Origin of the sequence: Paenibacillus sp. FSL R10-2796 (assembly GCF_037965315.1) — a bacterium.
Lineage (GTDB): Bacteria > Bacillota > Bacilli > Paenibacillales > Paenibacillaceae > Paenibacillus_AQ > Paenibacillus_AQ odorifer.
Genome location: NZ_CP150178.1, coordinates 3,858,867 through 3,879,011, shown reverse-complemented (window position 1 = coordinate 3,879,011; position 20,145 = coordinate 3,858,867). Strand labels below are relative to the sequence as shown.

Genomic DNA, 20,145 nt, shown 5'->3' with positions numbered 1-20,145 from the left:
GTGAAATCTTATGAAAATAGATGCATTTTTTCACGGTCTGCGTTAAATTAACATAAGTGACTTAAGATATTGAAAGGACGCGTAACATGTGAAACTTAAAAAACCGCCACTTCCGATTCCACTATTAATGTTGATAGGGATTGTGGCCATCTCTTTTTCCGCCATTTTTATTAAATGGTCTGATGCACCTGAATCTATACAAGGCATGTACAGATTATTATTTACCTCACTGCTGATGCTGCCTTTTGCAAGACCCTATAGTGGAGCTGCTTTTGCTCTTCGTAAAAAAGACTGGCTAATGCTCATCCTCTCAGGCGCAATGCTTGCGCTGCACTTTTTGCTATGGATGGGATCATTGAAGTATACTTCGGTAGCTAGTTCAACAATGATCATGGCGCTGGAGCCTGTATTCATTATGCTGGGTGTTTATTTTTTGTATAAGGAAAAGACAGCTCTGTCCGCTATTCTAGGGCTTGGCATTGCGATTGGCGGTGTCGTGTTTATCGGCTGGGGTGATATTGGAATCTCTGCAGATAATCTAAAAGGTGATCTATTATCGGTCGGAGGCACTGTCGCGGTAGCTGTACATATGCTGATCGGTCAAAAGCTTGTGGTGCGCATGCCCTCTTATTTATATAGCTTGATTGTCTTCTTATCAGCCGCTGGCGTGTTTGCCGTATACAATCTGTTCATGGGGATTTCCTTTTTTAATTATCCGGCCAAGGAATGGGGAATCTTTGTATTGTTAGCAGTGGTGCCAACGGTGTTTGGCCATATTTTGTTTAATTGGTTACTACAATATGTATCCGCGACTACGGTTTCAATGAACATTTTAGGAGAACCAGTGGGTGCCAGTATCTTAGCGTATTTACTCTTGGGTGAGCAGCTAACAACCTTACAATGGGCAGGTGGGCTGCTCGTTATGATTGGCCTCGCAGTATATTTGTACGCGGGAAGAAGGAAAACTATCCGGATGGCTGATGCCATTCAGAATGCTTCATAACAGATATTTTACACATAAAGGGGTAGCAATGGATGGAAGAGCAGAATCAATATTCAAATAATCAGGCAGAAAAAAACGCTGTGCCAACAAGCGAAGAGCTTTGGAACGAAGATACTTATACCGCTTGGGTAACTCGGTTTGGTACACCGTCAGAAGCAGCTGCAAAATTAATAAAGGAACCAAGTGCAAAGCTTCACCCGCTCCTTTCTTTTTTTGGAGAGGTGAAGAGTAAGAAAATGATGAATTTAATGGGCTCAAACGGGATGAAGGCCGTGGCACTCTCATTACTAGGTGCGGAAGTAACGGTTGCTGACTTCTCGGAAGCCAATGCGCGATATGCGGCTGATCTTGCCCAAGAAGCAGGGGTACCACTAACCTATATCGTCTCAGATATTCTTAAGCTGCCAGAAGACGTCCTTGATGGTTCATATGACATCGTCTTTGCAGAGTTAGGAATTGTTCATTACTTTACCAACCTTACACTATTCATGGAAACAGCTCGCCGATTGCTATCTCCTGGAGGCGTATTTGTACTCCGCGATTTTCATCCGGTAACGACCAAGCTTATTTCCTCGAAGGGATCTACTGCGAAGGTACGCAAACACAAAGTAAACGGAGATTATTTTGACTCATCATTGGAAGAGAAGAAGGTATCCTATTCCAAGTATTTGCCTTCCACAGGTAAACCAGCAGGTGAACAAGAGCATAGTGTTGTGTATTGGCGCCGCTGGACACTCGGAGAAATTGTAACCACAGCAGCTAATAGCGGACTAGTGATCCGCCAATTAGTAGAAGAACCTAATCTATCTTCCGACGTGTATGATAAGGGAATTCCTAAGACCTTCACATTGGTGGCTGGAAATGGCGCAAGCCTTTAGGAGGGTTCGCTGACATGTGATTTTTAGGGTATAACATTTGTGCTGAACTGAGGTGCTCTCGGTTCAGCTTTTTTTGTATGTAAAACATAAAATTTTAAACTTTTTTACGGAGATTATTCCATTACAATGGCAACTTATAGGGAATACAATGATTTTACATTCCGGATTGAAAGCGATTACTTTAAGGGTTAAGGCATTCTCAAAGAATTTGAGGTGGATATCAAAATGAACGAAGTGTTGCTTCGTATGGAGGGAATCAACAAGTTTTTCCCAGGTGTTCATGCTTTGAATGAATGTCAATTTGAGCTGAAGCGTGGGGAAGTTCATGCGTTAGTAGGAGAAAATGGCGCTGGCAAGTCTACCCTTATGAAGATTGCGACAGGTGTCTATTCCAAGGATGCTGGTCAAATGTGGTACAAGGGAAATGAAGTGGAGATTGTTAATACCCGTGAAGCACAGGAGCTTGGAATTAGTATCATCCATCAGGAATTGAATTTAATGCCTCATCTTACGGTCGCCCAGAACATTTACATTGGACGAGAGCCGCGTAAAGCTCTGAAATGGTTCGTTGATGATGTGGAGATGAATCGCAGGGTACAGGTACTGTTTGATCAAATGAATCTGAAGCTGGATCCCAGAGTTTTGGTATCAGACCTGACCGTTGCTAATCAGCAAATGGTTGAAATCGCTAAAGCCTTGTCTTTCCAAGCCGAGGTATTGATCATGGATGAACCAACCGCCGCGTTAACAGATACAGAAATTAACGAGTTATTTCGAATGATTGAGCAGCTACGAGATAAAGGTGTGGGAATTATTTATATCTCTCACCGCATGGATGAATTGAAGCGAATTACAGACCGCATTACAGTTATGCGTGATGGTTGTTATGTAGATACCGTTCGTACCGATTCAATAACGATTGATCAGATCATCAGCATGATGGTTGGACGTGAATTATATCAAACGTCGAAACCAACGATTGCAAAACAGACTCAGCAAGTTGTCTTAGAAGTTCGGAAGCTTTCTAGAGGGCATGCGTTCAAGGATATTAGCTTTCATCTGTATAAAGGTGAGATTTTGGGCTTCGCTGGTTTAATGGGAGCTGGACGTACCGAGGTTGTACGTGCCGTATTTGGTGCGGATCCCATCGATGAGGGTGAAATTATGCTCCATGGAAAATCGGTTCGGATACGTCAGCCACATCAAGCGGTACAGCATGGTATTGGGTATTTGTCCGAAGACCGCAAACGTTTCGGATTGCTTGTGGATATGGATATCAGCATGAATAATGCGATTGCCTCCTTTTATAAATTCCGTAATTCATTTGGCTGGATGAAGGAGCGGGAGATGCGAAGCTCAGCGGAGCAGCATGTTGAAGCGCTAGCCACCAAAACTCCAAGTGTAGGTCAAAAGGTTAAGTTTCTGTCCGGAGGTAATCAACAGAAAGTGGTCATCGGCAAGTGGTTGACTAGAGACTGTGATGTACTCATCTTCGATGAGCCCACACGAGGTATTGATGTAGGCGCGAAAAGTGAAATTTATAAGCTGCTGGATCAGCTTGCGAGCGAAGGGAAGGCGATCATTATCATTTCTTCAGATCTTCCTGAGATTCTAAGAATGAGCCACCGGATTATCATTATGTGTGAAGGGCGTATAACAGGAGAACTCCCCGCAGAAGAAGCATCGCAGGAGGCGATTATGAAATATGCGACGAAACGTTCATAACTGTTCAAGAGTTAACCGGAGGTGTCAGGACTATGAAGATCGCGGATAAAGAGATTAGTCAGCCAGCGGGTATGAAGCAAACGGGAGGGCAATCCGGATTCAAACAAAAATTATTGGCATTTGCCAGTCTGATCATATTGGTCATCGTATTTTCTATATCCTCCAGCAACTTTTTTCAATTCTCAAATCTTGTCGGAATTCTAGTTTCTACAGCTGTAATCGGAGTATTAGCGCTTGGAGCTACCTTTGTTATTATTACGGGCGGCATCGACCTTGCTCTCGGTACTGTAATGACATTTTCATCTGTTATGGTTGGAGTCATTATTACCTTCTGGGGTCTGCCCGTCCCGTTAGGCATTGTAGGTGGGATTCTGGCTGGAGTACTGTGTGGCTTTATCAGCGGTTTGATGGTGGCGAAGATGAACATTCCACCCTTCATCGCCACTCTGGCGATTATGATGGTCACCAAAGGCTTGTCGCTTGTCATCACCGGAGCCAAACCTATTTATTTCAACGATGATCCGATCTTCGCCAAGATCGCCATGGGTAAAATGATCCCCGGTATACCCAACACCATCGTTATCTTCTTATTACTCGGTATGATCGCAAGCATAATCTTGTCTAAGACGATTATTGGGCGTTATAACTTCGCGCTTGGCAGTAATGAAGAAGCTACTCGCTTATCTGGTGTGAACACAGTCAAATGGAAGATTATTATCTATTCCATTACAGGGATTTTTAGTGGAATCGCAGGTATCCTGATGGCATCACGTCTGAATTCAGCTCAGCCATCACTGGGCACTGGCTATGAACTAGAGGCTATTGCGGCAGTGGTCATTGGCGGAACTTCCTTAAGTGGAGGTGTAGGTTCTATTCTAGGCACGATTATTGGCGCACTGATTATGAGTGTGCTGACGAATGGCTTACAGATTATGTCCGTGTCTCAGGAATGGCGGACGGTCATTGTCGGTGTTGTAATCATCATTGCGGTTTACGCTGATATTCTACGCCGCCGTAAGCAATAAACTTGGTATGATCTCCATCCGGAGTGATATACAAAGCAAATGACGAGGGGGAAGATTCAAATGAAACTGCGTCGTAGAGGGTTTATTATGCTTGCCAGTCTATTGTTAGTCACTACTTTGCTGAGTGCATGTAACAACAATGATAGTAACAAGAGTGCATCCGGTTCAGACAAACCATACATTCCAGTCATATCAAAAGGGTTCCAGCATCAATTCTGGCAAGCGGTGAAGCAAGGAGCGGAGAAAGCTGCTAAGGAATTTGATGTTGAGATTACCTTCGAAGGTCCAGAAAATGAGAGTCAGGTGGATAAACAAATTGAGATGCTGCAAACCGCTCTCGACAAGAAGCCAGCTGCAATTGCGCTTGCCGCACTGGACAGCAAAGCTGCGATTCCTTATCTAGAAAAGGCAAAGGAAAATAAGATTCCGGTCATCGGCTTTGACTCTGGTGTAGACAGTGATATCCCTGTAGCAACGGCAGCGACTAACAATAAAGCAGCAGCGGCGTTGGCCGCAGATAAAATGGCTGAACTGATTGGCAAGAAAGGTAAAGTGGGTCTTGTCATACATGACCAAACAAGCAGCACGGGGCAACAGCGTCGCGATGGCTTCTTAGAACAAATGAAAGAAAAATATCCGGATATTCAAGTGTTAGAGCCGCAATATGGGGGTGGAGATCAGTTAAAGTCCACAGACCTTGCGAAAGCGATGATGCAGGCAAATCCGGATCTGAAAGGAATCTATGGCTCTAATGAAGGCTCTGCTGTAGGTGTGGCTAATGCAGTAAATGAATTGCAAATGAATGGTAAGATCGTAGTCGTCGGCTTTGACTCTGGCAAGCAGTTGATGGATGCTATCCGCAGTGGTGTTGTGGCTGGTGCCGTTACACAAGACCCCATTGGTATTGGCTATCAAGCTGTGAAGGCAGCTGTGCAAGCGATTAAAGGGGAAGCGGTTGAAAAGAACATCGACACGGGGTTCCACTGGTATGATAAAAACAATATGGATTCCGATGAGATCAAACCTCTACTATACGAATAGAGTTTAATAATAGAGGTTGCCTCCCGCAGGCGGCCTCTATTATGCTTATGCTGATAAGTTCAAAGTTGTGGAGGTGTTGGATGTATAAAATAATTCTGGTTGATGATGAAGATGAGGTTCGTGAAGGGATCAAACAAAAGATCTCATGGAGTAAATATGGGTTTGAGCTGGTTGGTGATTTCGATAATGGCAGAGATGCACTGGATGCAATCGAGCAGCATCGTCCTGACGTAATTATTACTGATATTTGTATGCCTTTTATGGATGGACTAGGATTGGCCAGAGCTGTGATGGATAGGTACCGGGATATGAAGGTCATTATCGTCACTGGATATGAAGACTTCGAATATGCGAAGCAGGCCATAACACTGAAGGTGACTGAGTACTTATTAAAACCGATTAATGCACGTGAGTTTGCTGAATTTCTAAGTAAGATGAAGCAGGATTTAGATGAAGATCATCTACAAAAAGCGAATTTAGTTAAGCTTCGTATGCAACTTAATCAGAGTCTTCCATTGCTGCGGGAACGATTCTTGGAGCAGCTTGTAACTACTCGAATGAAAAGCGAAGAAATCGAGAATAAATTGAGTTATTTTCATATTCCGTTGCAGGGTCAAGTGTACCTTGCGCTCGTTATAGATATAGAACTGGAGAAACGAAGCCAGGACCTAGCTTTTGATGCAGAGCTACTGTGTTTCGGCGCCTTTAACATTGTTCAAGAGCAGCTGGAGAAAGAGCAAGACGGAGTGGTATTCCAGACGAGAGATGGAAAAATCGCTGCGATATTATCCGGCAATTCAGAGACGGTAGAAGTAGCAACGCAGCATCTTGCAGAGCAAGTCCAGGGTAGCTTAAATAAATATTTGAAGCTGTCATCCACCATAGGCATCGGTAGAAAATATAATACTTTGCAACAAATTCCACAATCCTTCCAAGAAGCGATCTCCTCCATAGAATATCGTTACCTTTTAGGCATAGATAAAGTTATCTCCATACAGGATCTTGAGTTTGGGAAGGGATTGGATCAGGCGCATTTCACCTCATGGGAAAAGCAATTTATATCCGCTTTAAAGACAGGTAAAGCTTCTGCTGTATCGGAAATTCTGTTGAAGTGGTTTCAGGAGCTTAAAAGTAATACCTCCTCTATAGAAGGCTGCCGTAGCAGCATCTATCAGCTGCTGGTTTCTTTGATGAACTATGTGGTCGACATCGGCTTCCCAAATACAGTAGTTGTTTCGCATAATATGTTCGCAGAGGTTGCTACGCTTAAGACGTTAGATGAAGCAAGGCATTATCTGGAGAGGACTTGCCATGCGCTGATACTTAAACTATCGGAACAGAGAACAACGGTTCGGACTTCTCAGATGCAAGCCGCAGAAGCTTATATTCGCGAGAATTATTGTAATGACAGCTTTTCACTCAATGAGCTGTGCAGCCATATTTTTATGAGCATCAGTTATTTCAGTGCAACTTTTAAACAGCATACCGGTGAAACATTTATAGAGTATCTGACTCGACTCCGTTTGGAAAAAGCAAAAGAACTCCTTACGGTCACACAGTTGAAGACATATGATATCGCTGCCAGAGTTGGTTATGCTGATCCACAGTATTTTAGTGTTATTTTCAAACGTAATGTAGGAAGCACACCGAAGGAATATCGACACCGGCAGAAGGAGAATCTCTCTCTATGAGATCACAGCGCTTTTTCCGCAGCCGAAGTATTCATACTAATATTGCAATCTCCTTTTCACTTCTTATCCTCTGCACAACTATTGTCCTGAGTTATACTTCCTATCGCCTGTCCTCAGCCGCGGTCAAGGGCAATTCTGTAGCCTATACTTCACAATTAATAGAACAAGTAAAACTAAATATCGAGAATTACATTGGTAATATGGAGAGCATAGCTGCTCTGGTGTTAACTAGCAGTGATTTAGAGAAATATATAAAAGGCTCGAAATTAGATGAAGAAGAGGCGCTTAAGAATAAACTGCTTGCCAGTCATTATCTCCGGTCAGTCGTTCAGTCCCGCTCGGATATTTCCTCTATATTATATGCAGGCTCAGATGGCATGACCGTTTCGGATCGACAGCATGCTGTTTTGAAACCGCTTCCTGAACTAATAGCTCAAGATTGGTATCAAAAAGCTATGAATCAACTTGACGTTGCAGTTTCTTCCTCTCATGTGCAGCACATCTTTCAAGATGAATACCGGTGGGTAGTCTCGATCAGCCGAAAACTCTCGAATGCGAATGCTATGACGGAAGCGGATCAACAAGGTGTACTGCTCGTAGATCTCAATTACAGTGTAATTAATAATCTATGTAAACAAATCGAACTGGGAAAACGAGGTTATGTTTTTATCGTCGATCCCGCAGGTAGCCTTGTCTATCATCCACAACAGCAGTTGATCTACTCCCAGCTCAAGTTCGAACAATTGGAGACGGTCCTTGGGATCAAGAGTGGATCTGTTACGGTTAACACGGGGAATGATCAGAAACTGTACACTGTGGACACTACCAGCTTTGGCTGGAAAATAGTTGGAGTCACTTATCCGGATGATTTGGTCGCGAACAAGCAACGTATGCAAGGAACCGCCGCCTTATGGGGAGCAATTAGTTTGATTTTTGCTATGGCTATATCGATATTTCTCTCTTACGCACTGACCAAACCGCTGAAGAATTTGGAGCTGAATATGAAAAAAGCGGAACGTGGAGAGTTCGACATACGCGTGGAGATTGAGAGCACGAATGAAATCGGCAAGCTTGCTCGTACGTTTAATCTTATGATTATGAAGATTAAAGAGTTAATGGGACAGATCGTTCTGGAGCAAGAGATGAAACGTGTGAGTGAACTGAAGGCACTGCAAGCGCAGATTAAACCTCACTTTTTGTACAATACACTTGATTCGATTATTTGGATGGCAGAGACAGGAAAGATGGAGGAAGTGGTTGAGATGACTTCATCTCTATCCAAGCTGCTTCGTTCAACAATTGGTGAGGGTGAGGAATTGATTCCGCTGGCCAAAGAATTAGAGCATATTCGGCACTATTTAACGATTCAGAACATGCGTTATCGTAATAAATTCACTTATTCCATAGAGGTACAAGAAGATATCCTAACCAGCAGCATTTTAAAAATGGTACTTCAGCCTTTGGTTGAAAATGCGATCTATCACGGCATAAAACATAATCCTGAGCAAGGGCACATTCTGATCCGAGCAAGACAAGAACAGAACGATATTATCGTACAGGTCATTGATGACGGTATTGGGATGGATGAAGAGCAAATGGGTAAGGTACTGCTGCAAAAATCAGATTTCAAGACTGGCAGCGGTGTAGGTGTCGCGAATGTGAACCATCGTATCCAGCTGTATTTCGGTGTGAAATACGGTTTGTCTTTTGCAAGCGAGATGGAGGAAGGAACGACGGCCACTTTACGAATACCTGTGATTTATGAGGAGGAGAGTCAATGAGCGCTTTACGGTCAAAAATTGGCCTGTATACTCTGCTACTGCTCTTCATTGTTACTTTGGGTTCATTAGCCTATCGTATGTTTACAAATGAGCTTGACGCAAAGGTTAGGACCATTATTTATGTGCCCAAGACTATCGATAGCAGTATTGAATTCTGGGAAGTGATGAAACAAGGTGTGGCAACTGCGGCTAAGGAGTTCGGCGCAGAGGTTCGCACGATTGGAACGGATACAGAGCTTGATGTAGATCAACAGATAGAACTGCTGGAGCAAGCAATTAAGGAAAAGCCTGACGCCATTATTTTATCTGCTACAGATTATTATCGCCTCATTCCAATCGCGGAACAGATCAAATCAGCTGGCATTACACTTATTACTGTAGATTCGGGCTTGAGCGGTGGTGTATCAGAGAGTTTTATTGCTACAGATAATTATGAAGCAGGACGTAAGGCAGGGCAGGAGTTAAGAAAATATATCGATCCAGAGGATAAAGTCGCTATCGTTAACTTTGTACAAGGCTCTGCCACCGCAATAGAGAGGGAAAGAGGGGCTCGTGATGCCCTTTTAGAGAATGGAGTTCATGATGTGCAGCCTACATTATACAGTGATGGTTCCGTGCGAAAAGCGTACCAGTTAACTGTTGATTTACTAAAGGACGAGCCAAATCTAAAGGGGATAATAGGTCTTAATGAACCTTCTACACTAGGTGCTGGGCAGGCGATTATGGATATGGGATTTCAGGACAAAGTGAAATTATTTGGGTTCGACAATTCTAGCAATGAGGTGAAGCTCCTCGAAAAAGGGATCTTGCTTGGCACGGTAATGCAGAAGCCTTTTAATATGGGGTACTTAGCTGTGAAGACGGCGATTGAAGCTGTTGAGGGTGAGAAAGTGGAACGGATAATAGATACAGGCTCCGTGATCATCACAAAGGAGAATATGTATTTAAGTGAAAATGAGAAATTAATGTTTCCTTTTATAGAATAAATGAACAAGGAAGCTTCTAAAACCGTTTGCGGCTTTAGAAGCTTCCTTGTTTTTTTAAAGATCAAGAGTCGTTACTATATCAACAAAGGATTGCTGCAACGGTGTTAAAATATGATCTTTACGCCAGCCGAGCACAAACCCGCCGCTTTCAGGCAGAATCCCTGGCAGGTTGGCATAGCTAAGCTTGCCTAGCTCAATCTCAGCTTTAACCGCCGCTTTAGAACATATGCCAACACAGTCACTCCCGCTAACTAGCTGCTTAATCACTTCTGGAGAATTCAACTCGGATCGGTTCCATAAACGGATTTGATTGAATTGTGCCCATTGATCGGCATACCCTCGTAAACAAGATCCTTGCTCATGCTGAATCCACGGCTCATTGGCAATTAGTTCAGGTGTTAATTTCTCTAGGCCTTCAAATGGATGACCAGTTGCAAAAATTAGGACAGGTTCATCACGGACAATAAGCTGAAAATCAAAAGATTCGTCCTGCCAATCCGCAGTATGTAAAATGGCCATCTGAATATCCCGACTACGGAGACGCTCACGTAACAAAGCATCGCTTTGAACAGTCAAAGAGTTGTTAATCCCCGGATAGAGTTTCATGAATTGGATTAACACATTAGGTAAAATATAAGTTGCAGGAATAAAACTGGCTTCCAGCTCTAATATTCCTTTTGAGGGGGAAGAAAATTGTTTAACTGTGCGCTCAGCTTCTGCTGTGAGAGAGACGATTTTGAGGGCGTATTGATAAAGGGCTCGTCCAGCATCCGTAAGCAGCACTCTTCCGCTTCGGTAAAGAAATAGAGGGGTTCCGAGCTCAGCCTCCAGATTCTTCATATGAAAAGAAACAGTTGGCTGTTTAAGGCCTAATTCTGCGGCTACATCGGTTACTTTTTTATATTTTTCAATTAGAACTACGATGTTCAATTTCATAATATTCATGACTTTCCTCCACATAATGCTAAGTTGGATTATAAATTATATCTCCATTATAGATTATATCTATATAGATATACACTTTATATTGGTATTTTTTTCGTTCGCTTTACAAAGATAAGAAGTTTCTCTAACGAACGAGCTCTAGAATAAGAAGAGTCAGAGGGGCCAAGAAGTCCCGGACAACATATAACATATGCGTTTGATGAACTTTTACAGTAACCATGCATATGGGGGCCAAGCTCCACAACACCATGTTAAAGCTTTCGAAGCCAGTTTGGTATGAACTGATCAGGGAGCCATGCTAACAAACCATTTAGGAGGAGACAAAACAATGCAATTCAAAAAATCATGGATCATGACTTTGGCTTTAACAAGCGTACTGGCACTATCGGCTTGCGGTAACGGCGGGGCAAACAACACAGGAGGAAACGCTGCAGCAACTAACGAAGGAAGCGGCGGCGCTGAAATAAGTGGTTCGATTCTGGCTTCAGGTTCAACAGCATTACAACCCTTGGTTGAGCTGGTAGCAGAGAATTTCATGGATAAAAACACTGGCGTGGACATTCAAGTTCAAGGCGGTGGCAGTGGTACTGGTCTTACTCAAGTAGCTGAGAAACAAGTAGATATCGGAAACTCTGACGTATTCGCAGAAGAAAAATTAAAAGATGCAGATGCAGAAAAAGCAGCAGCACTCGTAGATCATCAAGTAGCAGTAGTAGCGATCGCAGCAGTATCTCATCCTGATGCTGGTGTGGATAGCTTGACTAAACAACAACTGGTGGACATTTTCACTGGTAAAATCACTAACTGGTCTGAAGTAGGCGGAGCGGATCAAAAAATCCAAATCATCAACCGTCCAGGCAGCTCCGGTACTCGTGCAACCTTTGAAAGCTTTGCACTTGGAACCAAAACAGAAGATATCCCAGGTTCGATTCAAGAAGATTCCTCCGGTACGGTTAAGAAAATGATCGGTGAAACTCCAGGGGCAATCGGATACCTTGCTCTTTCTTACCTGGATGATTCCATTAAAACACTTAGTCTTGACGGTGTAGAAGCATCTGTTGACAATGTTGTTTCTGGTAAATACCCAGTATGGGCTTACGAGCATATGTACACAAATGGTGAACCTAATGCAACAGTAAAAGCATTCCTCGACTTTTTCTTAACTGACGAAGTGCAAACAGGTGAAGTTGTTGAACTTGGATACATCCCAGCTGTTAAAATGCAAGTTGTTCGCGACGTTGCAGGAACTGTTACCGCTAAGTAATTTAATTCTAGGCAATGTTATTGATTAGAATCTCAAGTGATTAGAGGCGGATACATCTGCCTCTCTTTTCACTTTAGAAAGAGGGAGCAATTGAGGGTGAAACTAAAGAACTCACGATTCGAAAAACATCATATTGAAGATTTTGTTGGACGTACTTATATGTCCTTCTGTGTATTACTGTTGATAACAATCATTGTATCGATGGTATATTTTGTAGCGTCTAAAGGAATTTCAACCTTCACAAGTGGCAATGCTACAGTTTCTGAATTTCTATTCGGTACAAAGTGGTCGCCAGAAGCGGATACGCCTTCCTTCGGAGCCTTTCCATTTATCTCGGGTTCCTTCCTGGTTACTTTGCTTGCCGCATTGATTGCTAGTCCACTTAGCTTATGCGCTGCGTTATTTATGACTGAGATTGTTCCAGGGTGGGGCAAAAAATTACTTCAACCTGTTATTGAGCTTTTGGCAGGGATTCCTTCGGTAGTATATGGTTTCATCGGATTAAGTGTAATTGTACCGTTTCTACGCAACAACCTGCCGGGCCAAGGCATCGGGGTAGCTGCAGGCGCGCTTGTGCTCTCGGTAATGATTCTTCCGACGATTACAAGCGTGGCTGCAGACGCGCTGGCTTCATTGCCGCAAAACTTAAAAGAATCTTCCTATGCGCTTGGTGCCACCCGGTGGCAGACGATTTCGCGGGTGATTATTCCAACAACCTTTCCTGCCATTATGACAGGGATTGTATTGGGAATGGCTCGTGCTTTCGGTGAAGCACTCGCTGTACAAATGGTTATCGGGAACGCGCCATTCGTACCAAAATCACTCTTTGAGTCAGCTTCTACCTTGACCAGTGTGATCACACTCGGTATGGGGAACACGACCATGGGCTCACCTCACAATAATGCACTGTGGAGTATGGCACTGGTTCTCATGCTGATGACTTTCGTATTTGTCTTCTTTGTGAGAATGCTTGAAAGGAGAAATAAAATTTGAAGCCGAGAACCGTAAATAAAATTGCCACCAGTCTTATTGTATTTTTCGCGATGCTCATCGTTGTCATTCTACTTGGACTTTTGGGATATATCCTCTTTAGAGGCTTAAGCCATATCAGTTGGGATTTTCTTTTCTCCGCACCGCAAAAGATTCGTGCAGGTGGAGGGATCGGACCGCAGCTATTTAACTCCTTATTCCTGTTGGTACTGACACTTATTATTACCGTTCCGCTTGGACTGGGTGCCGGTATTTATATGGCGGAATATGCTCGTCCCGGTAAGATTACCGGCTTTATTCGCTTGATTGTTGAAGTGTTGTCATCTTTCCCTTCCATCGTAGTCGGCTTGTTTGGTCTATTGCTGATTGTTAACTATTTCAATCTGGGCTTCTCCTTAATCTCTGGTGCGCTGGCATTAACGGTCTTTAATCTGCCGCTGATGGTGCGGATTACGGAGCAAGCTTTCCGTAGTGTTCCAAAACAACAAAAAGAGGCTGGTTTTGCATTAGGATTGTCCAAGTGGAAAATTGTTACCTCGGTGTTGTTTCCGGTAGCATTACCTACAATTATTACAGGTACTATCTTGTCCGCTGGCCGTGTCTTTGGGGAAGCAGCTGCGTTGATGTTCACAGCAGGGATGAGTAGTCCAAGATTGGATTTCACCAACTGGAATCCACTTAGTGCGAATTCACCACTGAATCCCTTCCGTCCAGCGGAAACGCTGGCTGTCCACATTTGGAAGGTCAACAGTGAAGGTCTAGCTCCAGATGCTGCACAAATTGCTGCGGGAGCTTCGGCGGTGCTTGTAATTATGGTGTTAATCTTCAATCTGGCAGCACGTTATTTCGGAAGATTTATTTATCGTAAGCTTACAGCTTCAAAAAGAATGAACTAATCATACAAATTAAAGTAGAGATGTAGGAGGAGTAATCGATGGGAACGTCGGCAACAGCAGTGCGTGAATCTTTTCAAACCGAAGACCTGAGTATTTTTTACGGAACATATGAGGCAGTAAAGGGGATAAGCCTTCCATTTGCTGAAAATACGGTTACTGCACTGATCGGCCCCTCCGGCTGCGGTAAATCAACCTTTCTTCGTTCTTTGAACCGGATGAATGACGAAATTTCTGGCTCAAAAACAAAAGGAAGCATCTGGATTGATGGAGTGGATATTAATGCTCCGGGTACGGATGTGATTAAGCTGCGTCAGAAGATCGGGATGGTATGGCAAAAGCCAAATCCGTTCTATAAATCGATTTACGATAACATCGCTTTTGGACCTAAATATCATGGCATTAAAGGTAAAAAGGCTCTTGATGAGATTGTTGAGAGCAGTCTTCGCAAAGCAGCATTGTGGGATGAGGTAAAGGATCGTTTAAAAGATTCAGCGCTTGCACTTTCCGGTGGACAACAGCAGCGTCTTTGTATTGCTAGAGCGTTGTCGGTTAACCCGCAAATTCTGCTCTTGGACGAACCAGCATCAGCTCTAGACCCGGTCTCCACAGGTAAAGTAGAGGAGCTAATCAAGGAGTTAAAAGAAGAGCTTCGCATCGTTATTGTGACACATAATATGCAGCAGGCAGCTCGGATCTCTGATTATACCGCATACTTTTATCTTGGCTCCCTTGTCGAATATGATAAGACGGATAAAGTCTTTACCAATCCAGAGAATCAAATGACGCAAGAATATATCATGGGCCGATTCGGCTGAAGCTGTGAACATCGTTCCTTCAGGAACGGTGTTTTTTTTGTGAATTCAAAAGTTAATATGCAGAGAAACAATAACATCCGAAAGTTTCTGCGAAGTATATCGGTTGTTTTTATATGAAATTAACTGTGATTCGAAAGGTTACCTGTTATTTGCAAAAGGCAGAAAGATGCTGTATTATTTGTGATAATGATTATCATTATTACTATAATAGGGAGTGGATCTTATGACGCAATCTCAACAGACTCAACAGAATAGTGTGGCCGAAATAATAAAAGAACGACGCTCGATTAAGCTTTTTAAAAAAGATCCACTTCCACAAGGCCTTTTAGAGGAATTATTAAATGTAGCGGTATGGGCACCGAATCATGGTGTGCGTGAGCCGTGGAGATTTATTGCTTTTCAAGGGGAAGGTTCGAAATTCCTAGCTGAATCTGCATTTGCTTTTGTAAAACGTGCTATAGCTGATCCAGAAGTGGCTGCTAAACGTAAAGAATATATCTCGAATATTCCATTAACAGTAATCGTAGTAATGCCTGAAGATCCTCGGCAGAGAGAGTGGGACGAGGATTTTGCAGCAGCGTCCGCACTTGTACAGAACTTCCAGCTCGCAGCTTGGGAGCAAGGTGTAGGGACAATTTGGAAGACTGATCCATACATCAACAACCCTGAATTCCGCACTAAAATTGGTGTGAAGCCCGGCGAAAAAATTGTAGCCATGATCCATGCCGGATATCCGGAGACTGTACCTGACAGCCGTCCACGCACAGACGCTTCGGAGCTGCTGAAGATCGTAGACTTCTATCCAGAGAATGGCGTAGTGGAATAAGGAAAGTCGAAGGCATTCGTATATTAAAAGCGGCGAAAGATCAAAAATATCGAAAAAGCGTCGAAAGATCAAAAAGATCGAAAGATCGAAAGATCAAAAACATCGATAGATCATTAGCATCGAAAGATCAAAAAGATCGAAAGATCGAAAGATCGAAAGATCGAAAGATCGAAAGATCGAAAGTATCGTAAAAGCGTCGAAATATCAAAAAGATCATAAGCATCGAAAGATCAAAAGTATCCTTAGGGATGCTTTTTTTGTTGCTTTGACTAGCCGTAGTCGGGTGGGGGGGAGGGCTACTGGGTGCTGATCACGATTCGCTGCCGGTTCCTCTGCTGATGTGGCTCAACCTTCTACTTACTTCCTAGTGATCTCCTATTGACCTTCTGCGGGCTTCCTACTGACCTCCTAGTGGCTTCCTAGTGATCTCCTATTGAACTTCTGCGGGCTTCCTACTGATCTCCGTATCGGACTGTATTGCAGCTATTTGAGCTTTTTGAGTCACTTTGCAGATGTATCGGACCGCATAGCTCTTATTACCATGTAACGTCGCAGAATTGGTGTGATTTTGAGTAAATAGCTGCAATTGGGTCCGATAGCGCGGCAATTAGCTGCAAATCTACGAAATAAGGACTCCTCAGTCCGATGCAACGGCGAATAAGTGAACTAACTCCAAACTAACCTAAACTACCCAAACTAACTAAAGACCCTCAGTATGTTACGGACCGTATTGCAGCTATTTGAGCTTTTTGAGTCATTTTGCCGATCTATCGGACCGCATAGCTCTTATTACCATGTAACGTCGCAGAATTGGTGTGGTTATGAGTAAATAGCTGTAACTGGGTCCGATAGCACGTCAATTAGCTGCAAATCTACGAAATAAGGACTCCTCAGTCCGATGCAACAGCGAATATGTGAACTAACTCCAAACTAACCTAAACTACCCAAACTAACTAAAGACCCTCAGTATGTTACGGACCGTATAACAGCTATTTGAGATTTTTGAGTCATTTTGCAGATGTATCGGACCGCATAGCTCTTATTACCATGTAACAGCGCAGAATCTGTGTGGTTATGAGTAAATAGCTGCAACTGAGTCCGATAACCCGCAGAAAACAATCGAATCTGCATAATAAGGTCATCTGAGTCCGAACTATTGGCAAAAGTGTGCTTACATACTAGCAAAGGCGGCGAGTTAGGCATCGCAGCTGACTGGCTATGGACTCAGTTACAATCACTCTTCACCATTTGATCCAACGGTGGGGAGAAAGTATTTCCTGACGGAGAGGGAAAGGAAAATGAAGTCTGGATCCTAATATGAAACGTTGATCTTAATAAGAAACGTCGATCCTAATATGACACGTCGATCCTAAAGTCAAACGTTGATCCCACCAATTAAATGCAATATATAATGTACATAATGACCGATATAGATTACAATGGTGGAAAATGGAATGCATGACAAACATTAAAAGGGGTTATGGAGTGGGAGAGAACAAAAACATCAAGTTAAAGCTGGCTAGGATCCAAAAGAATCTTTCCCAAGAACAGTTAGCGGAAGTTGTAGGGGTTACACGGCAGACGATCGGCTTGATTGAAGCTGGTAACTATAACCCGACGATTAAGCTGTGCATAGCCATCTGCAAGGCGTTGGATACGTCATTAAACGATATTTTTTGGGAGGATTAGTTGTGAAAGGGCCAAAGATTAAAGATGAACGAATTATCACAGAAATTCAGAAGTTTAGTACGCACGGATTGTTGATTGTGTTAGTGGGATTTATGATTAGCCTTTTGGTAAAAGTATTTATCCTGGAGTGGGACATCAAATATTGGGTTGATACTTTTGGGATTATGCTGTTAGGTTGCTTGTATGTTACCGTTCGTTGTGTCAAAGATGGGATATACCTGCCGCCAAGTAAGGAAGGAGAACTCAAACGGTTTAAGAAGATTCATTTAATATCGGGAGTTATCAGCACGATTATTTGGGCCACGCTAACATTTTTGCTTGATTTTAGAGAAGCGGGAGAAGTGGATATTAGAAAAAATATATCGAGTACTCTCGTGGGGGCGGTTGTATTTTTCATAGGGGTCACTTGGGCGATGTGGTACATAATTAATAAATCCAACAAAAATGCTGACAAGAACATTGAGAATTAAATATTAAATATTAAAGATAACCACCTCTTGCAAAACTAATGTTATTAGTTTATATTTAAGCTAATACCATTAGTTTATCGGAGGGGTAAGGATGAGAGTAACACGTGAAGGTCATTTATTGCAGTTGACTTGGATGCCTAATTTTTTTCCAGTGAATTGTTACATTATTGAGGAAAATGATGGATTGACTTTAATAGATGCGGCTATGCCATTTAGTCTAAAAGGAATTATGGAGACTGAAGCGAAGCTAAATAAGAAGCTTACACGCATAATCTTAACGCATGCGCATGATGATCATATTGGGGCACTGGATGGACTAAAAAAGCAACGTCCAGAGGCTCAGGTGTTCATCTCTGAGCGAGATTCGGCATTACTACGCGGAGATCGTTCACTTCGGGAAGGAGAACCTCAGACCCCTATTAAGGGAGGCGTGCCGAAGAAGATAGCTACCAAGCCAGATGTCCTTCTCCACGAAGGGGATACCATTGGCTCATTATCAGCGATTCACACTCCAGGACATACCCCCGGCTCTATGTCTTTCCTTGATTCACGCAGCGGTGCTGTAATCGTGGGGGATGCTCTTCAGACCTTCCGGGGAACTGCGGTGGCAGGAACCATCATCCCCCTGTTTCCTTTTCCAGCAATGGCTACATGGAATAAAGCTCAAGCTCTGAATAGTGCGATTAAGCTTCTAGAGTTATCTCCAGCTTTACTTGCTGTGGGTCACGGCAACTTACTTAAAGCGCCAAAGCAAGAGATGGAGAAAGCCATACGTAAGGCACAAATGATTCAGGATAGGAGTAATTAAATGTCACCTAGAGCAGGATTAGATCGTCACACGCTAGTGATTAGAGCAGCAGAAATTGCCGATGCTGAAGGTATAGAAGCTGTTACCTTGGCTGCACTAGCAGCTAAACTAGGTGTTCGTTCCCCGTCACTATATAACCATATAAATGGCCTGCAGGATTTGCGGACTGGGCTCGCCATTTACGGTTTAGAGTTATTATTTACATGCATGTCGAACGCAGCTGAGGGATTAAATGGAGATGCTGCTGTACACGCGATGGGCCGAGCATATGTGGATTTTGCTAGAAGTAGACCAGGTTTGTATGAGACTACACTACGAGCGCCTGAACAGGAGAACACGGAGCTTGAAGCGGCTGGTGAGCATATTTTGCAGTTTATAATTCAGGTGATGAAGAGTTATCAATTAGGTGAAGAAGGAGAACTTCATGCCGTAAGGGGATTACGGAGTATCCTACATGGATTCGCCTCTTTGGAGCAAAAGGGTGGATTTGGTATGGCGCTCGATACTAACGAGAGTCTAACCCGCTTGATTAGCACTTTTATAACCGGAATTGGAAATATGAAATCAGATTAAATTAGATTAGATCTAGGAGATGATGAACAAATGGGTCAGGAATATGAACAAGGTAGTGTCACCACTTATGGGGAAACAGCAGAGATTATTGCGAAATTGGGGATTTTACCGCTTGCTGCGCTGATTCCCGGGCACCCGTCTTTAAACGGCTTGACTAAGCCCGAGAATTGGCATACTGGGACAGATTTAGATCCGTGGTCATGGCGTGCGCAGTTTCCAGGTGAGGGCCTTGCAGGATACGGAAAGTTTATTAAGAAAAAGGCTATTTTGGTCTCAAGGGAGTGGTTCCCGGCATTTGTAGCAGCAGTAGGCAGTACCAAATCTATTGAAGAGCGGTATAAGGATGGGTTGGCTAGTAAAGAAGCTGTGACCTTACTGCAGATTGTTCGTGAACATGAAGGCATTGATACACGTAAACTTCGGGCAGAGGCTGATATGAAGGCAAAAGAAAAGAAAACAGCCTTCGATAACGCGGTTACTGAGCTGCAAGGATCGTTAGATATGGTGATCTCAGGCATCAACCAACGCCTGAATGATGAAGGTGATGTAAATGGTTGGAGCAGCACCTCGTTCGAGACGGTCAGTCACTGGATGTCAGATAACGGTTTATCCGCTTTTGAAGGGGATAGAGAAGAGGCCGTAGCTTGGATACAAACGAAGATGAACGGGGTATGGTCGCCAACAGCAATAGCTTGGACAAACAAAGCATTCTCATGGAATTAATAAAAACGGTTAATCA

Annotated in this window: 19 protein-coding genes; 18 read left to right on the top strand and 1 reads right to left on the bottom strand. The window is 43.2% G+C overall.

The window, feature by feature from the left end; translation table 11 throughout:
• The first annotated feature begins 88 nt into the window (after nucleotides 1-88).
• The 8 genes from NST58_RS17500 (at nucleotide 89) to NST58_RS17465 (ending at nucleotide 10,130) form a co-directional block, all read left to right on the top strand.
• Nucleotides 89-1,003 carry a DMT family transporter gene (locus NST58_RS17500; protein WP_339243639.1) on the top strand — a complete coding sequence of 305 codons (915 nt, stop codon included), beginning with the start codon at nucleotides 89-91 and terminating at the stop codon, nucleotides 1,001-1,003.
• Nucleotides 1,004-1,035: 32 nt separating this feature from the next.
• The gene (locus NST58_RS17495) at nucleotides 1,036-1,881 is read left to right on the top strand and encodes a class I SAM-dependent methyltransferase (protein ID WP_339243638.1); all 846 of its coding nucleotides are present in this window, start codon (nucleotides 1,036-1,038) and stop codon (nucleotides 1,879-1,881) included.
• A 225-nt stretch (nucleotides 1,882-2,106) separates the two neighbouring features.
• The gene (locus NST58_RS17490) at nucleotides 2,107-3,606 is read left to right on the top strand and encodes a sugar ABC transporter ATP-binding protein (RefSeq protein ID WP_076279360.1); all 1,500 of its coding nucleotides are present in this window, start codon (nucleotides 2,107-2,109) and stop codon (nucleotides 3,604-3,606) included.
• Between the two features lie 71 nt (nucleotides 3,607-3,677).
• The gene (locus NST58_RS17485; protein WP_339248781.1) at nucleotides 3,678-4,631 is read left to right on the top strand and encodes an ABC transporter permease; all 954 of its coding nucleotides are present in this window, start codon (nucleotides 3,678-3,680) and stop codon (nucleotides 4,629-4,631) included.
• Between the two features lie 60 nt (nucleotides 4,632-4,691).
• Entirely contained in the window at nucleotides 4,692-5,672 is a 981-nt protein-coding gene (locus NST58_RS17480; RefSeq protein WP_076184371.1) for an ABC transporter substrate-binding protein, read from the top strand.
• Between the two features lie 80 nt (nucleotides 5,673-5,752).
• Nucleotides 5,753-7,363 carry a response regulator gene (locus tag NST58_RS17475; protein ID WP_339243637.1) on the top strand — a complete coding sequence of 537 codons (1,611 nt, stop codon included), beginning with the start codon at nucleotides 5,753-5,755 and terminating at the stop codon, nucleotides 7,361-7,363.
• On the top strand, nucleotides 7,360-9,144 hold the full coding sequence (locus NST58_RS17470; protein ID WP_339243635.1) for a sensor histidine kinase: 1,785 nt from the start codon (nucleotides 7,360-7,362) through the stop codon (nucleotides 9,142-9,144). The genes NST58_RS17475 and NST58_RS17470 overlap by 4 nt, the downstream gene beginning before the upstream one ends.
• Entirely contained in the window at nucleotides 9,141-10,130 is a 990-nt protein-coding gene (locus NST58_RS17465; RefSeq protein ID WP_339243634.1) for a substrate-binding domain-containing protein, read from the top strand. The genes NST58_RS17470 and NST58_RS17465 overlap by 4 nt, the downstream gene beginning before the upstream one ends.
• Before the next feature lie 54 nt (nucleotides 10,131-10,184).
• On the opposite strand, the gene NST58_RS17460 is transcribed toward NST58_RS17465, so the two are convergent.
• On the bottom strand, nucleotides 10,185-11,075 hold the full coding sequence (locus NST58_RS17460) for a LysR family transcriptional regulator (protein ID WP_076306014.1): 891 nt from the start codon (nucleotides 11,073-11,075) through the stop codon (nucleotides 10,185-10,187).
• 328 nt (nucleotides 11,076-11,403) lie between these two features.
• Here NST58_RS17460 and NST58_RS17455 point away from each other — a divergent pair, with 328 nt between their 5' ends.
• From NST58_RS17455 to NST58_RS17410, 10 genes are all read left to right on the top strand, one after another.
• The gene (locus NST58_RS17455; protein ID WP_076126671.1) at nucleotides 11,404-12,339 is read left to right on the top strand and encodes a phosphate ABC transporter substrate-binding protein PstS family protein; all 936 of its coding nucleotides are present in this window, start codon (nucleotides 11,404-11,406) and stop codon (nucleotides 12,337-12,339) included.
• A gap of 90 nt (nucleotides 12,340-12,429) precedes the next feature.
• Nucleotides 12,430-13,332 (top strand): phosphate ABC transporter permease subunit PstC, encoded by a 903-nt coding sequence (pstC, locus tag NST58_RS17450; RefSeq protein ID WP_036687519.1) that lies wholly within the window; start codon nucleotides 12,430-12,432, stop codon nucleotides 13,330-13,332.
• Nucleotides 13,329-14,225 carry a phosphate ABC transporter permease PstA gene (gene pstA, locus NST58_RS17445; RefSeq protein ID WP_076184366.1) on the top strand — a complete coding sequence of 299 codons (897 nt, stop codon included), beginning with the start codon at nucleotides 13,329-13,331 and terminating at the stop codon, nucleotides 14,223-14,225. The genes pstC and pstA overlap by 4 nt, the downstream gene beginning before the upstream one ends.
• A gap of 38 nt (nucleotides 14,226-14,263) precedes the next feature.
• The gene (gene pstB, locus NST58_RS17440) at nucleotides 14,264-15,040 is read left to right on the top strand and encodes a phosphate ABC transporter ATP-binding protein PstB (RefSeq protein ID WP_036687516.1); all 777 of its coding nucleotides are present in this window, start codon (nucleotides 14,264-14,266) and stop codon (nucleotides 15,038-15,040) included.
• 223 nt (nucleotides 15,041-15,263) lie between these two features.
• Nucleotides 15,264-15,866: a nitroreductase gene (locus NST58_RS17435; RefSeq protein WP_076099095.1), complete on the top strand. Its 603-nt coding sequence runs from the start codon at nucleotides 15,264-15,266 to the stop codon at nucleotides 15,864-15,866.
• A 1,458-nt stretch (nucleotides 15,867-17,324) separates the two neighbouring features.
• Nucleotides 17,325-17,555: a helix-turn-helix transcriptional regulator gene (locus NST58_RS17430; RefSeq protein WP_076126669.1), complete on the top strand. Its 231-nt coding sequence runs from the start codon at nucleotides 17,325-17,327 to the stop codon at nucleotides 17,553-17,555.
• A 2-nt stretch (nucleotides 17,556-17,557) separates the two neighbouring features.
• Nucleotides 17,558-18,025: a DUF6773 family protein gene (locus NST58_RS17425; protein WP_339243633.1), complete on the top strand. Its 468-nt coding sequence runs from the start codon at nucleotides 17,558-17,560 to the stop codon at nucleotides 18,023-18,025.
• Nucleotides 18,026-18,116: 91 nt separating this feature from the next.
• A complete protein-coding gene (locus NST58_RS17420) occupies nucleotides 18,117-18,833 on the top strand; it encodes an MBL fold metallo-hydrolase (RefSeq protein ID WP_339243632.1) in 717 nt (238 codons plus the stop codon).
• Entirely contained in the window at nucleotides 18,834-19,406 is a 573-nt protein-coding gene (locus NST58_RS17415; RefSeq protein ID WP_076190237.1) for a TetR/AcrR family transcriptional regulator, read from the top strand.
• A 30-nt stretch (nucleotides 19,407-19,436) separates the two neighbouring features.
• Nucleotides 19,437-20,129, top strand: coding sequence for a hypothetical protein (locus tag NST58_RS17410; protein ID WP_339168005.1), 693 nt, complete (start codon nucleotides 19,437-19,439; stop codon nucleotides 20,127-20,129).
• Nucleotides 20,130-20,145: the final 16 nt, after the last annotated feature.